Origin of the sequence: Clostridium sp. HBUAS56010 (genome assembly GCF_007115105.1) — a bacterium.
Taxonomy (GTDB): domain Bacteria; phylum Bacillota; class Clostridia; order Lachnospirales; family Lachnospiraceae; genus Lacrimispora.
Genome location: NZ_SULJ01000004.1, coordinates 75,588 through 90,076, shown reverse-complemented (window position 1 = coordinate 90,076; position 14,489 = coordinate 75,588). Strand labels below are relative to the sequence as shown.

The 14,489-nt window shown below is 42.7% G+C and carries 14 protein-coding genes; 13 read left to right on the top strand and 1 reads right to left on the bottom strand.

Annotation, left to right across the window (positions count from 1 at the left end; genetic code table 11):
• Positions 1-17 precede the first annotated feature (17 nt).
• The 5 genes from FAY33_RS08545 (at position 18) to FAY33_RS08525 (ending at position 6,031) form a co-directional block, all read left to right on the top strand.
• A complete protein-coding gene (locus FAY33_RS08545; RefSeq protein WP_143320739.1) occupies positions 18-1,274 on the top strand; it encodes an NAD(P)/FAD-dependent oxidoreductase in 1,257 nt (418 codons plus the stop codon).
• Entirely contained in the window at positions 1,271-1,960 is a 690-nt protein-coding gene (cmk, locus tag FAY33_RS08540) for a (d)CMP kinase (protein WP_143320737.1), read from the top strand. Before FAY33_RS08545 ends, cmk begins: the two co-directional genes overlap by 4 nt.
• The gene (ispH, locus tag FAY33_RS08535) at positions 1,960-2,811 is read left to right on the top strand and encodes a 4-hydroxy-3-methylbut-2-enyl diphosphate reductase (RefSeq protein ID WP_143320735.1); all 852 of its coding nucleotides are present in this window, start codon (positions 1,960-1,962) and stop codon (positions 2,809-2,811) included. The genes cmk and ispH overlap by 1 nt, the downstream gene beginning before the upstream one ends.
• Positions 2,792-3,883: a 30S ribosomal protein S1 gene (gene rpsA, locus FAY33_RS08530; protein ID WP_143320733.1), complete on the top strand. Its 1,092-nt coding sequence runs from the start codon at positions 2,792-2,794 to the stop codon at positions 3,881-3,883. The genes ispH and rpsA overlap by 20 nt, the downstream gene beginning before the upstream one ends.
• A gap of 87 nt (positions 3,884-3,970) precedes the next feature.
• Positions 3,971-6,031, top strand: a complete 2,061-nt coding sequence (locus FAY33_RS08525; RefSeq protein ID WP_143320731.1) for a M13 family metallopeptidase — start codon at positions 3,971-3,973, stop codon at positions 6,029-6,031.
• A gap of 100 nt (positions 6,032-6,131) precedes the next feature.
• Here FAY33_RS08525 and FAY33_RS08520 read toward each other — a convergent pair whose 3' ends face one another.
• Positions 6,132-6,491: a metal-dependent transcriptional regulator gene (locus FAY33_RS08520; RefSeq protein WP_143320729.1), complete on the bottom strand. Its 360-nt coding sequence runs from the start codon at positions 6,489-6,491 to the stop codon at positions 6,132-6,134.
• A gap of 175 nt (positions 6,492-6,666) precedes the next feature.
• On the opposite strand from FAY33_RS08520, the gene FAY33_RS08515 reads away from it, so the two are divergent.
• The 8 genes from FAY33_RS08515 to FAY33_RS08480 all read left to right on the top strand — a co-directional run bounded on the left by FAY33_RS08515 (position 6,667) and on the right by FAY33_RS08480 (position 14,404).
• Positions 6,667-6,882 (top strand): FeoA family protein, encoded by a 216-nt coding sequence (locus FAY33_RS08515; RefSeq protein WP_143320727.1) that lies wholly within the window; start codon positions 6,667-6,669, stop codon positions 6,880-6,882.
• A gap of 15 nt (positions 6,883-6,897) precedes the next feature.
• Positions 6,898-7,116 (top strand): ferrous iron transport protein A, encoded by a 219-nt coding sequence (locus FAY33_RS08510; protein WP_143320725.1) that lies wholly within the window; start codon positions 6,898-6,900, stop codon positions 7,114-7,116.
• 72 nt (positions 7,117-7,188) lie between these two features.
• Entirely contained in the window at positions 7,189-9,372 is a 2,184-nt protein-coding gene (gene feoB, locus FAY33_RS08505) for a ferrous iron transport protein B (RefSeq protein ID WP_143320723.1), read from the top strand.
• Between the two features lie 61 nt (positions 9,373-9,433).
• Entirely contained in the window at positions 9,434-9,574 is a 141-nt protein-coding gene (locus FAY33_RS08500) for a FeoB-associated Cys-rich membrane protein (protein WP_143320721.1), read from the top strand.
• Between the two features lie 60 nt (positions 9,575-9,634).
• Complete coding sequence (locus FAY33_RS08495; RefSeq protein WP_143320719.1) at positions 9,635-10,126, top strand: transcriptional repressor; 492 nt, start codon at positions 9,635-9,637, stop codon at positions 10,124-10,126.
• 322 nt (positions 10,127-10,448) lie between these two features.
• Positions 10,449-10,724 carry a DUF6110 family protein gene (locus FAY33_RS08490; protein ID WP_143320717.1) on the top strand — a complete coding sequence of 92 codons (276 nt, stop codon included), beginning with the start codon at positions 10,449-10,451 and terminating at the stop codon, positions 10,722-10,724.
• A gap of 85 nt (positions 10,725-10,809) precedes the next feature.
• A complete protein-coding gene (locus tag FAY33_RS08485) occupies positions 10,810-12,888 on the top strand; it encodes a heavy metal translocating P-type ATPase (protein WP_143320715.1) in 2,079 nt (692 codons plus the stop codon).
• A gap of 106 nt (positions 12,889-12,994) precedes the next feature.
• Complete coding sequence (locus FAY33_RS08480; RefSeq protein WP_143320713.1) at positions 12,995-14,404, top strand: L,D-transpeptidase family protein; 1,410 nt, start codon at positions 12,995-12,997, stop codon at positions 14,402-14,404.
• The last annotated feature ends 85 nt before the right edge of the window (positions 14,405-14,489 follow it).

Below are 14,489 nucleotides of genomic sequence, written 5' to 3'. Positions count from 1 at the left end.
AACCAGGAGGAAACAGCATGAATACGGTTTTGATTGTGGGCGGGGGCGCTGCAGGGATGCTGGCTGGTATAGCAGCAGCCATGAAGGGCAGTACCGTCCATATTTTTGAGAAAAATGAAAAGCTTGGCAAAAAAGTTTTTATTACGGGAAAAGGGCGCTGCAATGTGACCAATGCCTGTGATACGGAAGAACTGTTCCAGAATGTTGTAACCAATGCCAAATTTTTATATAGCAGTTTTTATGGTTTTACGAATTTTGATATGATGGATCTGCTGGAACAGCTTGGCTGCCCCTTAAAAACAGAGCGGGGCAACCGGGTATTTCCTGTTACCGATAAATCCTCCGATGTAATCCGTGTCCTGACCCAGAGACTTTTGGAACTTGGTGTTGTGATCCATTACCGCAGTGAAGTGGAAGACCTGGTAATAAAAGATGGTGGGATAACAGGCATCAGGGTGAAAAGCGGAGGAAAGAAAGAGGCCGTGTCCGGCGATGGGGTAATTATTGCCTGCGGCGGTTTCTCCTATCAGACAACCGGGTCCACCGGAGCTGGATATGAACTGGCAAAAGAAGTGGGACATACCGTAACCCCCCTGTCTCCTGCACTGGTTCCTTTTGTTGTAGAAGATCCTGTGGTCAAGGAACTTCAGGGACTGTCTCTGCGCAATGTAGAAGCTTCCATTTCGAGAGGAAAAAAGGTCATTTACCGGGAGTTTGGGGAGATGCTTTTTACTCATTACGGGGTCAGTGGCCCCGTGCTTTTAAGTGCCAGCAGTTATGCGGCAAAGGAACTGAAAAAAGGACCCCTTACCCTTTCTATAGATTTAAAACCGGCTTTGACAAAAGAACAGCTTGATGCCAGACTTTTACGGGATTTTGAAGAAGCCATGAACAAGCAGTTTAAGAATTCCCTGAATCATTTATATCCGGCAAAACTGGTACCGGTCATCATAGATGCCAGCAGGATTCCTCCGGAAAAAAAAGTCAATGAGATTACAAAAGAAGAACGGCAGAGAATCATTGAGCTGACAAAAGGCTTTTCACTCACACTTAGCGGACTCCGGTCCTACCAGGAGGCAATTATTACTCAGGGCGGTGTTTCGGTAAAAGAGGTGAATCCTTCCACCATGGAATCCAAACTTGTTTCCGGTCTTTATTTTGCAGGAGAAGTGCTGGATTTGGATGCGGTAACCGGCGGTTTTAATTTACAGATTGCCTGGTCTACGGGCTGGGCGGCCGGCAATGCTGCGGGAGAGGAGAAAGACAGAAGATGACAAAGGTTTACAATATAGCCATTGATGGACCTGCAGGAGCGGGAAAAAGCACGATTGCCAGGTCCGTTGCCCAAAAACTGCAATTCGTGTATGTGGATACCGGAGCCATGTACCGTGCCATGGCACTTCACTTTTTAAGAAATGGCATATCCGCAGATGACGAAGGGGCTGTTTCCAGGGCTGCAAAGGAAGTGAACGTAACCATTGCCTATAAAAACGGCGAACAGCAGGTGCTCTTAAACGGAGAGAACGTCTCTGGTCTGATCCGGACACCGGAGGTAAGCGATATGGCATCAGCCACTTCTGTTTATCTGCCGGTGCGCAAAAAACTGGTTGAGCTTCAGCAAAAGCTGGCAAAGCAGGAGAATGTCATTATGGATGGCAGGGATATTGGAACCTGCGTTCTGCCTGATGCGGATCTTAAGATCTATCTGACTGCCAGCACAAAAGTCCGTGCCAGAAGGCGTTATTCCCAGTTGAGAAACAATAAATCCCAGTATACGCTGGAGGACATTGAAAAAGACATTATAGAACGGGACAACCGGGATATGAACCGGGAGAATTCCCCTTTAAAGCAGGCAGAGGATGCGATTTTACTGGATTCTTCGTTCATGACAGCAAGACAGGTCGAAGAGCAGATCCTTTCGTTGTTCCGTCAAAAGACAGGAAGGGGGGAATCCCGGTAATGGAAGTGAAGATGGCAAAGTCAGCAGGTTTTTGTTTTGGTGTAAAACGGGCTGTGGATCAGGTTTATGAGCAGTTGGAACGGAAGGATAAGGCAATTTATACTTACGGTCCTATTATCCATAATGAGGAAGTGGTAAAAGATCTGGAGGAAAAAGGTGTAACCGTCATCCAGACAGAAGAAGAATTAGAACAGGTAAAAGACGCTGTGGTTGTCATAAGGTCCCACGGAGTGGGCAGACACATTTATGAAATAATGGAAAAAAACGGCATTGAGATTATTGATGCCACCTGCCCCTATGTGAGGAAGATCCACAGGGTAGCGCAGGAACAGAATCAGGATGGAAGACGCCTTATTATTATCGGCAATGAAACGCATCCGGAAGTGCAGGGTATTAAAGGCTGGGGAAATGCCAATACTTTAGTGGTGGAAACACCCGAACAAGTGGAAACATTACCGTTATCAGAAGGTGAAAGGCTGTGTATTGTATCACAGACGACATTTAATTACAATAAATTTCAAGATTTAGTTGAAAAAATTTCTGAAACGAGGTATGATATACTTGTTTTAAATACGATTTGCAATGCAACACAGGAAAGACAGGTGGAAGCAAAGCGGATAGCTTCAGAAGTGGATGCCATGATTGTCATAGGCGGAAAGAGCAGTTCTAATACCCAGAAGCTGTACGACATATGCCGAAGGGAATGTAAGAATACTTACTATATCCAGACACTAGGTGATTTAGATCCTGATTGTGTAAATTCTGTGCGCAGCGTAGGTATTACAGCCGGGGCTTCAACCCCGAATCATATTATCGAGGAGGTTCATACTAATGTCAGAGTTAAGTTTTGAACAAATGTTAGAAGAATCATTGAAAACTATACGTACAGGAGAGATCGTCACTGGTAAAGTCATCGACGTAAAAGAAGATGAAATTGTCTTGAATATAGGTTATAAGTCTGACGGCATCATTCCGCGTAACGAGTACACGGATGACCAGAATTTTGATCTCAGAACTGTTGTACAGGTTGGAGAAGAGATGGAAGCCAAAGTCATCAAGGTTAACGATGGTGAAGGCCAGGTTGCTTTATCCTATAAGAGACTGGCAGCAGACAGAGGCAATAAGAAGCTGGAAGAAGCATTCGAAAACCACGAAGTACTCACTGCTAAGGTTGCACAGGTTCTCGACGGCGGCTTAAGTGTTGTTGTTGAAGGTGCAAGAGTATTTATTCCTGCAAGCTTAGTATCTGATTCTTATGAGAAAGACTTATCCAAATATGCGGATAAGGAGATTGAATTTGTTATTACCGAGTTCAATCCAAGAAGAAGAAGAATCATCGGCGACAGAAAGCAGCTTATGGTTGCTAAGAGAGCAGAACTTCAGAAAGAATTATTTGCAAAGATTCATGCTGGCGATGTGGTAGAAGGTACCATCAAGAATGTAACTGATTTCGGTGCATTCATTGATCTTGGCGGTGCTGATGGTTTACTCCATATTTCCGAAATGAGCTGGGGCAGAGTAGAAAGTCCTAAGAAGGCATTTAAGGCTGGAGAGAAATTAAGCGTTTTAATCAAAGATATCAATGGTGATAAGATCGCCTTAAGTTTAAAGTTCCCTGAGACAAATCCTTGGAGAGATGCTTCTGAAAAGTATGCAGTAGGCAATGTTGTAATCGGCAGAGTTGCCCGTATGACTGATTTCGGTGCTTTCGTTGAACTGGAGCCAGGCGTTGATGCATTACTCCATGTTTCCCAGATTTCCAGAGAACATGTAGAGAAGCCATCTGATGTACTTGCAATTGGTCAGGAGATCGAAGCAAGAGTAGTTGATTTTAATGAAGATGACAGAAAGATCAGTTTAAGCATCAAAGCACTTCAGATCCAGGACGAAGAAGATTCTCCTGTATATTCTGACGAAGTTTAAACATAATAAGATAGACGGATAAGGAAGTGGAGAGATCCACTTCCTTTTTTGGACTTCAAAAACAAGAAAGACGGGAAAGGGGAACCTATGAAAAGGAAAACCAGATTATGTCTGATGCTTGTGTTCGTACTATCTTTTGTACTGTCTGGCTGCAAAGGAAAGTCGGAACCGGAACCCGAACAGACAGCCGCAAAGCCGGTGAATGTGGAGGGAAAAGCAGAACATTCCACACAACAGTCAGAAAATGAGGTGAAATTGCAGGACGATTATTACGATTATGTCAATGGAAAACTGTTAAGGGAAAAGGAGATTCCAAAGGATTCCAACAACTGGAGTTATTTTTATGAGCTTGACAAAGAAGCATACGAAGTTCTTAATAAAACTCTTAAGGAAGCCGTAGACAATCGGGATCAGGAGCAGCCTGGAACCCTTAAGCAAAAGATTGCAGACCTTTATCTGACTGCACTGGATATGGAGGGAAGGGAAAAAGCAGGATTTGGCAAGCTGCAGCCCTACATCAACCAGATCAGGGGAGCAAAAGATCTGGAAGAGTATCTGGAGGCAGCAGGAGTCATATATTCAGATCTGGGTGTGGGAAGTATTCTTCTTCCCCAGTGGTCAGAAGATATGAAAGATTCCAGCAGGTATGCTCTATACATGAACGGTGCTGATCTGGGACCGGGAAAAGAAACCTTAGAAGACAGTTCCCAGGCAGAACTGATGAAAAAGTATGAAGCTTATATTGGAAAAATCATGGAGTACTCTGGAATGACCAGAGAAGAAGGAGAAAAGGCTGCAAAGGATATATTTGCATTACAGAAGGATCTGGCTAAGAGCGCTCTTCCATTGAGTAAGAGAAATGACCCAGGGTTTATCTACAATCCTTACACCGAAAAAGAACTGGACCAGTTATTACCGGGAAATACCATGGACCAGTTTTTAAAATCAGCAGGTCTTTCCGGTGCAGGCACTTATGTAGTAAGTCAGGAAGAGCAATTGAAAGCAATCGGAACATATCTGACAGAAGAATCTTTGGAGCTGTTGAAGAATTATTCTGTCTTCTGCCTGATTCATGATTTTGGTTCTTATCTCACTCCGGAAATAAGGGATAGCTATGTGGATTGGCATAATCTGCAGAATGGTATAAAAGAAAAGAAAACCAATGAAAAGCTGGCTGGTGAAATGACGCAGGATATTCTTGGGTTTGAATTTGGAAAGCTTTATGTGGAACAGCAGTTTTCAGAAACTGATAAAAATGCAATGAAAGACATGGTGCAGCAGATTATAAGGGGATACAAGATCCAGATTGATAATCTGGACTGGATGGGAGAGGAAACAAAAACAGCAGCACTGAAAAAGCTTGACAATATGACATTAAAGATTGGGTATCCAGACCAGTGGCCCGATGATTACAAAAAAGCTTCTGTTCTTTCTGCAAAGGAAGATGGAAACCTGATTGATAATATTCTTTCACTTGTAAAGGCAAAAAATGAAGTCCAGAAAGAGAAGGTAAAGAAACCGGTGGATAAAGGAGAATGGGCGATGACACCTCAGACCGTCAATGCCTATTATAATCCAACCGGTAATGAGATCGTGTTTCCAGCCGCGATTCTGCAGCCTCCATTTTATGACAGGGATGCGGATTTTTCTTCCAACCTTGGTGGAATCGGCATGATCATTGCCCATGAGATCAGTCACGCATTTGATTCTTCCGGTTCCCTGTTTGATGAAAATGGAAACTATCATGTATGGTGGACGAAAGAGGACAGAGCCAGATTTGAAAAACTGGCAGATGAGGTTGCGGCTTACTATGACCGCCAGGAGGGGGTTGAAGGGCGTATGGTTAATGGAAAACAGACCCTTGATGAAAATATTGCAGATCTGGGTTCCATGGCATGTATTACGGCAATTACCGGTGATGATGAGAATGCTTTGAGACTGTTATTCCGGCAGTATGCAACCATCTGGGCATCAAAGTATACTCGGGAAGCGATGATAAAAAGACTAAACACAGATGTCCATTCCCCTGCAAAGGTTCGGGTCAATGCAGTTCTTGGCGCTACCGATGCGTTCTATCAGGCATATCCTGAAATAAAAGAGCAGGATAAGATGTTTGTTCCGCCAGAGCAGAGAGTGAAGATCTGGTAAAGCGGAAAAAAAGAAAAAGCCATATCAGGATATCCTGGAATGGCTTTTTCTTATGGGGTGTCTGAAAACTGCCTGTTTCAGACACGCCATAGTTAATATGCTAGTTAATATGTTTTTTCAGTGCTTCAAAACTTTCTTTGCTGATTACATGTTCAATCCGGCAGGCATCATCCTCGGCAGTCTCTTTGCTCACACCCAGTTCCATCAGCCATTGTGTGAGAAGTTCATGCCGCTCGTAAATCATCTCTGCAATTTTTCTTCCTTCTTCGGTTAAATAGATGAAGCCTTCTTTGGTAACGGTAATATGGTTTCGTTCACGGAGGTTCTTCATGGCAACACTGACGCTGGATTTTTTAAACCCAAGTTCTTCCGCCACATCCACAGAGCGGACAACAGGCCGGGTCTTGCTCAGAACCAGTATAACCTCCAGATAATTTTCGGATGATTCATTGGTGCGCATTGTAAGTTTTACCTCCATTCAATCATACTTTTAGTATATCATATGGCACGAAGAACATCAAATAAAAAATACCAGGAAAAAAGTGTTTAAAAATCTTGACAACTCACAAAAGTTAGCATATACTAACCTACAGGAAATGTAAATGATTATCAATAAAAAAGAAAGAAGATGACGAATGATGCCGTTGACAATGGTGAAAGCTGGCGAGCCGAATGTGATCCGTAAGATCGGCGGGAAAGAAGAGACAAGACGTTTTTTGGAAAACCTCGGTTTTGTTGCAGGTGGAATCGTAACAGTTGTTTCCGAGATGGGTGGAAACATGATTGTTAATGTAAAGGATTCCAGAGTAGCGATTGGAAAAGATATGGCCAATAAAATAATGGTAGGATAAAAGGAGGAAGAAGAGATGACATTGAAGGAGATCCCATGCGGGAAGACAGTCAAAGTAACAAAACTGACTGGCGAGGGTCCGGTAAAAAGAAGAATCATGGACATGGGAATTACAAAAGGCGTGGATGTCTACGTAAGAAAGGTTGCTCCCCTTGGTGATCCGGTGGAAGTGACTGTAAGGGGATATGAATTATCACTCCGAAAAGACGATGCCGAGATGATCTTAGTAGAGTAATTTTTTTTGCATATGAGTTAGAGAAAACTAATTTCAGATAAATCAACGCGAAAAGATAGAAAGAGGTAGAGTATGTCAATCAAGATTGCATTAGCAGGTAATCCGAACTGCGGAAAGACAACATTATTCAATGCACTTACAGGATCAAACCAGTTTGTGGGGAACTGGCCTGGCGTTACAGTGGAGAAAAAAGAAGGAAAGTTAAAAGGTCACAAAGATGTTATTATCATGGACCTACCTGGAATTTATTCCCTTTCTCCATACACATTGGAAGAAGTTGTTGCCAGAAATTATTTAATCAAAGAGCGTCCTGATGCGATTTTAAATATCGTAGACGGAACCAACATTGAGCGTAACCTTTATTTATCCACTCAGCTTATGGAACTGGGCATCCCGGTTATCATGGCGGTCAATATGATGGATATTGTGGAGAAAAACGGAGACAAGATACATATCAGCAAGTTAAGCCAGAAGCTTGGCTGCGAAGTGGTGGAAATCTCCGCTTTAAAAGGCAATGGTATTAAAGAGGCTGCAGAAAAGGCAGTTGCAATTGCAAAAAGTAAATCTGGTGCAGTTCCGGTTCATAAATTTCAGGCAGAAGTGGAACAGGTACTTGATTCCATCGAAGATAAACTGTCAGACGATGTGCCGTCAGAACAGAGACGTTTCTTTGCCATTAAGCTTCTGGAGAAAGACAGTAAGATTGAAAGCCAGTTAAGCAGAGTTCCTGATGTATCAGATGAGATCGCTACAATTGAACGTGAGATGGACGATGATACAGAGAGTATTATCACCAATGAGCGGTATGTCTATATATCCTCCATCATTAAGGATTGCTTTACCAGGAATAAAACGGAAAAACTTACGGTGTCCGATAAGATTGACCGGATCGTTACCAACCGTTATCTGGCTCTTCCCATCTTTGCAGCCGTTATGTTCCTCGTTTATTATGTATCCGTTACCACAGTAGGTACATGGGCAACAGACTGGGCAAATGATGGTGTGTTCGGTGATGGATTCAGCTTCTTTGGAATTGATGTTCCTGGTGTTCCTGTTGTTGTAGAGGGTATTTTAACTGCTATAGGCTGTGCAGACTGGCTTCAGGGTCTGATTCTTGACGGTATTATTGCTGGTGTTGGTGCAGTTCTGGGATTTGTACCTCAGATGTTAGTACTCTTTATATTCCTTGCTTTCCTTGAAAGCTGCGGATATATGGCACGTGTTGCATTTATCATGGACCGTATTTTCCGTAAATTTGGTCTTTCCGGTAAATCCTTTATTCCGATGCTCATCGGAAGCGGATGCGGTGTTCCTGGTGTTATGGCTTCCCGTACCATTGAGAATGACCGTGATCGTAAGATGACCATTATGACAACCACATTTATTCCATGCGGAGCCAAGCTTCCAATTATTGCCCTGATCTCAGGTGCTTTATTCGGCGGTGCAGCATGGGTAGCTCCAAGTGCTTACTTTGTAGGCATTGCAGCGATTATCTGTTCTGGTATTATGTTGAAAAAGACAAAGATGTTTGCAGGAGATCCGGCTCCTTTCGTTATGGAGCTTCCCGCTTATCATATGCCTACAGTTGAGAATATTTTAAGAAGTATGTGGGAACGTGGCTGGTCTTTCATTAAAAAGGCAGGAACCATTATCCTCTTAGCTACTATTGTTATATGGTTTGCTTCCTTCTTCGGCTGGGTTGACGGACAGTTCAGACTGTTAGATACCATGGAACTTGACCATAGTATTCTGGCAGCGATTGGAACTACATTCAGTTGGATCTTTGCTCCTCTCGGCTGGGGAGACTGGAAATCTGCTGTTGCAGCGATTACAGGTCTTGTAGCAAAAGAGAACGTAGTAGGAACCTTTGGTATTCTTTACGGATTTGCAGAAGTAGCAGAAGATGGAAGTGAAATTTGGGGAACTCTTGCAGGAAGCATGACAACTCTGGCGGCTTATTCCTTCCTGGTATTCAATCTTCTTTGTGCTCCATGCTTTGCAGCAATGGGTGCCATTAAAAGAGAGATGAATAACATCAGATGGTTCTGGTTTGCCATTGGTTATCAGACACTTCTTGCCTATGTGGTATCACTGTGTGTATATCAGATTGGTATGCTGGTTACAGAAGGAACCTTCGGAGTGTTTACAGTAGTTGCATTTGTTCTTATTGCGGGATTCATTTATCTTTTAGTAAGACCTGCAAAAGATACAGCTTCATCAAAAGTAAGTGTAAAACGTGCGGCAGGTGCGAAATAAGCCACACTACATGAAAAAGAGCCTGCATGAATGTGCAGGCTCGAAATATAGGAGGTATCTCATGGGAACTGTTGTAGTATTGCTGGTTGTTACCGGTGTGGTAGCATTGATTATAAGAGGTATGATCCGTGACAAAAAGAATGGTAAATCCATTCAGTGCGGAGGAGAATGCGGAAGCTGCGGGGGACATTGTTCCCATTAGACATGATTAGCCAAGAGGTGAATGGTTTTGATTTTCATATCAGAAAATGGAGGTGCACAAATGGAAGAACGCAATATTATCAGTGAAAAAAGAAAAGTGACTGATTCAAGAAGCTATCACAGATCAAAGATGCAGAAAGAGCTTATTATTTTGAAACTCAAGGAAAAAGGATGCAGAATAACAAAACAGCGCCTTACACTTTTGGATATTATTCTTGAACATGAATGTTCCAGCTGCAAGGAGATTTATTATAAAGCATCCAGAGTTGATGAGAGTATAGGGGCTGCAACAGTTTATCGTATGGTCAATGTTTTAGAAGAGATTGGAGCAATCAGCCGGAAAAACATGTATAAGATTGCCTATTCCGAAACCTGTTCTATGGAAGATGCGTGTACCGTAATTCTGGATGATGAAACGACCTATCATCTTTCTGCCAAGAACTGGAACTCTGTGGTCAGGGCAGGATTATCTGCATGTGGGTATTTGGATGATCAGAAGATTTCATCTATATCTGTAAGACCATGCGAGTGTGAACAGATTGAATGTTCGTAATTCGTTGGTTTCGGGTTAGTCAAAACTAACTGATTTTAGATTATAATAAAAAAGGTCATACTGGCCTTTTTTTATTTTATAGAAATTTTATAGAACTTCTTTACAAAATTAAATTGATTTTATGTTGGGGTGATTATGACGCCTGGAACAGATCTTATGGAATTGACAGCGATTAGGATGTATAATTTCACCAAAACATGACATAGATTGACATTAATGGATAAATTTTATCAATAAAAACAATTATCTTTGACTAACCTAAAATAGAATTGGTATTATAGATAAAATAAAGATTTTGGAAAAAATAAGGAGGATACATAAGATGTGGGATTTATCAAAACTTAAAAATACAGGAATATTTATAGGTGGTATTTTATTTGGAACGGCTGGTGTTAAGGTTCTTTCCAGTAAGGACGCAAAAAAGGTATATACGAATTGTACGGCTGCTGTTCTTCGTGCCAAAGAATGTGTAATGAAGACTGCAACCACAGTACAGGAGAATGCAGAGGATATTCTTGCAGAAGCAAAGCAGATCAATGAGGAACGTGCAGCAAAAGAAGTGGTTTTAGAGGACGCTTTACAGGAAACAGAAGCGTAACAGGTAGAAAAACCAGAGCAGAAAAGCAGCAAAAAGAGCGGGGCCGTATAGAAAGAGGCCCCGTTTTCTATACGGAGGAACAAACGTGAAATTTATAATAAAACATGAAATACCAAGACGGATCCGCCTCCATCTTGTTCAGAAGCAGATGACTTATAAGGAGGCGGATACCTTACTGTATTATCTTCATCAGCAGAAGAATGTGACGGCAGCAAAGGTATACGAACGGACAGCCGGTGCAGTGATTTCCTATGTAGGAGAAAGAGAGGAAATCATAGAGATCCTGCAGCAATATCATTTCCATGAGATAGAGGTGCCTGCAGGTGTCTTAGAACATTCGGGAAGAGAGTTAAATGCTTTTTATCAGGAAAAGATGATAACAAAAGTGTTGTTTCGGACAGCGGGGAAGATCCTTTTGCCAGCTCCTGTGCTCACCTTTTTTGTTGGAATAAAATCAGTCAGATATCTTATCAAAGGGCTGAAATGTCTTCTTTTAAGGAAAGTAGAAGTTGCGGTATTAGATGCTGTTGCCATTGGTGTTTCCCTGATCCGGGGAGAGATGGATACAGCAGGTTCTGTTATGTTTTTGCTTGGAATCGGAGAACTTTTAGAAGAATGGACTCATAAAAAATCCGTGGGAGATCTGGCGAGAAGTATGTCTCTTCATGTGGGGAGAGTATGGCTTGTAAGCGGCGGTCAGGAAGTGCTTGTGGAGGCTTCTGTGATTCAACCCTCTGATCTTGTTATGGTGCGCATGGGAAATGTCATTCCTTTTGATGGTGAAGTGGAACAAGGAGAAGCACTGGTTAACCAGTCTTCTTTAACAGGCGAAGCTCTTCCAGTCAGAAAAGAAACAGGCGGATACGTTTATGCAGGAACTGTATTAGAGGAAGGGGAACTGCTTATCAAAGTCAGAGAAGCTTCCGGCTCCACCAGGTTTGAGAAGATTGCTGCCATGATTGAGGAATCGGAGAAGCTGAAATCCTCTCTTGAGAGCAAGGCGAGCCATCTGGCGGACCAGTTGGTTCCATATACACTTTTAGGAACTGGACTTACCTGGCTTCTGACAAGAAATGTTACAAGAGCCTTGTCCGTTCTTATGGTGGATTTTTCCTGTGCATTAAAACTTGCCATGCCTATTTCTGTTTTATCGGCAATCAGGGAAGCTTCCATGTATCATATGACCGTAAAAGGCGGAAAGTATCTGGAAGCAGTGGCTGATGCGTCTGTGGTGGTTTTTGATAAGACAGGAACTCTGACAAAAGCAAAACCAACTGTAAAAGAAGTGGTTACCTTTGGAGAAGAAAGTAAAGAGGAGATGCTTCGTATTGCAGCATGTCTGGAGGAACATTTTCCTCATTCCATGGCAAAAGCAGTGGTTCAGGCGGCAAGAGATCTGGGACTGGAACACGAGGAGATGCACACAAAAGTGGATTACATTGTAGCTCATGGAATTGCTTCTTCTATTGAAAACAGGAAGATAATCCTTGGAAGCTATCATTTCGTTTTTGAAGATGAGGGCTGCATCATCAGTGAGGGGGATCAGCAGAAGTTTGAGACTCTGCCAGACGACTGCAGTCACCTTTATCTTGCCATGGATCAGAAGCTTGCGGCTGTAATCTGCGTGGAAGATCCTCTGCGGGAAGAGGCGGAAGCAGTGATTGAGTCATTAAAGAGAGCTGGTATTAAAAAGGTAGTTATGATGACCGGAGACAGTGAACGAACGGCAAAAGCCGTGGCTGCCAGGGTTGGTGTGGATGAATATTATTCAGAAGTTTTACCGGAAGAGAAAGCACGATTTATTGAAAAGGAAAAAGAGGCTGGTCACAGGGTGATTATGGTGGGAGATGGAATCAATGATTCCCCTGCATTATCTGCTGCAGATGTTGGAATTGCCATCAGTGACGGAGCGGAGATTGCAAGAGAGATTGCAGATATAACCATAGCGGCAGATAACCTTTTTGAGATTGTCACACTAAAACTTTTAAGCATCAGCCTGATGAAGCGTATTCATAAGAATTACCGGAATATTGTTGGAATTAATGCCAGCCTTATTGTTTTGGGTGCAGCAGGAATGATTGCTCCCACCACGTCTGCCCTTCTTCATAACCTGTCTACTTTGGCAATTAGTCTGGGAAGTATGCAGAATTTATTAGAGGAGTAAACGATTAAAAATTAAGTGATTTTTACGCTTGTTATTCCTTTAAAATCGTGTTACCCTAAACAGTATGGGAGATATTTCCATAAATACAGCAAAGGATTTGAAGGAAATGAACAGGAAACAAAATCATGTGCGTACAATAGGAAAAGTGATGTTTCTGGCAGTGTTATTTATCCTGTCAGGGGCAATGGCTGCACTGGGAGAAGAGGCTTCTAAGTTTGTACCTGGAACAAAGGTCAACGGAGTTCTTGTCGGTGGAATGACAGTAGAAGAAGCCAAAATACAGATAGAAGGTTTTTATGGAAGAGAGTATCATTTAACTCTCAAAGGCAGAGATGGAAAGACAGAAGTAATCAAAGGCTCTGACATCGGATACCAGGTGGTCATAACCGATGGGTTAAAAGCGGTTCTGGAAGAACAGAATCAGAACGGCAGAGTGGCAGGACCTGCAGAAGATAACAGCCACAGACTAAAGAGTACAGTGACTTATGATGAACAGAAGTTAAAGGATAAGATCCATGGGCTCTCCTTTGTAAGCGGAGACAATATTGTAGCTACTGTGAATGCGAGAGTGTCAGACTGGAAGCAGGGAGAACCCTTTTCCATCCTTTCAGAAGTTCAGGGGAACAGTGTGAATGAGGGAAAGCTGGAAGGCACTGTAAAAAGTGCATTGAGTCAGGAGATGAAGGAATTAAACCTGGAAGAATCTCAATGCTATGATACTATTACTGTTACGAAGGACGACGAACGTATAAAGGCACAGTGTGATGCTTTAAACCGGGTAAGGGAGATGGAAGTTACTTACGTTTTTGGCAGTAAGTCCGAAGTGCTGGGTGGAGAAGAAATCTGTTCATGGATCACAGGACTTGCCGACGGAGTGATTCAGGTAAGCCCGGAAAAAGCAGGTGCTTATGTGAAGATGCTGGCGGACAAGTACGATACTGCGGGAAGAGCAAGAAATTTCCATACCACAAGCGGCAGGGACTTATCTCTTACCAGCGCCTATGGCTGGAGGATTAACCAGGCGGCAGAAGTTCCGGAGCTGATTGCAGTAATCCGGACTGGACAGAGCCAGACAAAAGAGCCCAAATATGCAGTCGGTGCGGCTGACCGGAATGTTGATTGGGGGAATACTTTTGTAGAGGTGGATATGGCTGCCCAGCATGTCTATATGTATAAAGGCGGAACCCTGGTATGGGATGCACCTTGTGTTACCGGTAATGTGTCAAAGAATTACATAACTCCAGAAGGAATCTATACATTAAACTATAAGCAGACAGACCGGATTCTCCGGGGGCCTAAAAAGGCGGATGGTACTTACGAATATGAAAGCCATGTGGATTACTGGATGCCTTTTAATGGCGGAATCGGTTTTCATGATGCCAGTTGGAGGGCGAAGTTCGGCGGAACCATTTATCAAAAAAGCGGAAGCCATGGCTGTATTAATCTTCCGCCAAAGAAAGCCAAGGATTTATATAATCTGATTTACAGCGGAATCCCTGTGATCTGCCATAATTAAATTCATAACACAAAGAGACTGTCTTGTCACCTGTTATTTCATTGACAAGACAGTCTCTTTGTGTTACATTGATTTCAGCAAAAAA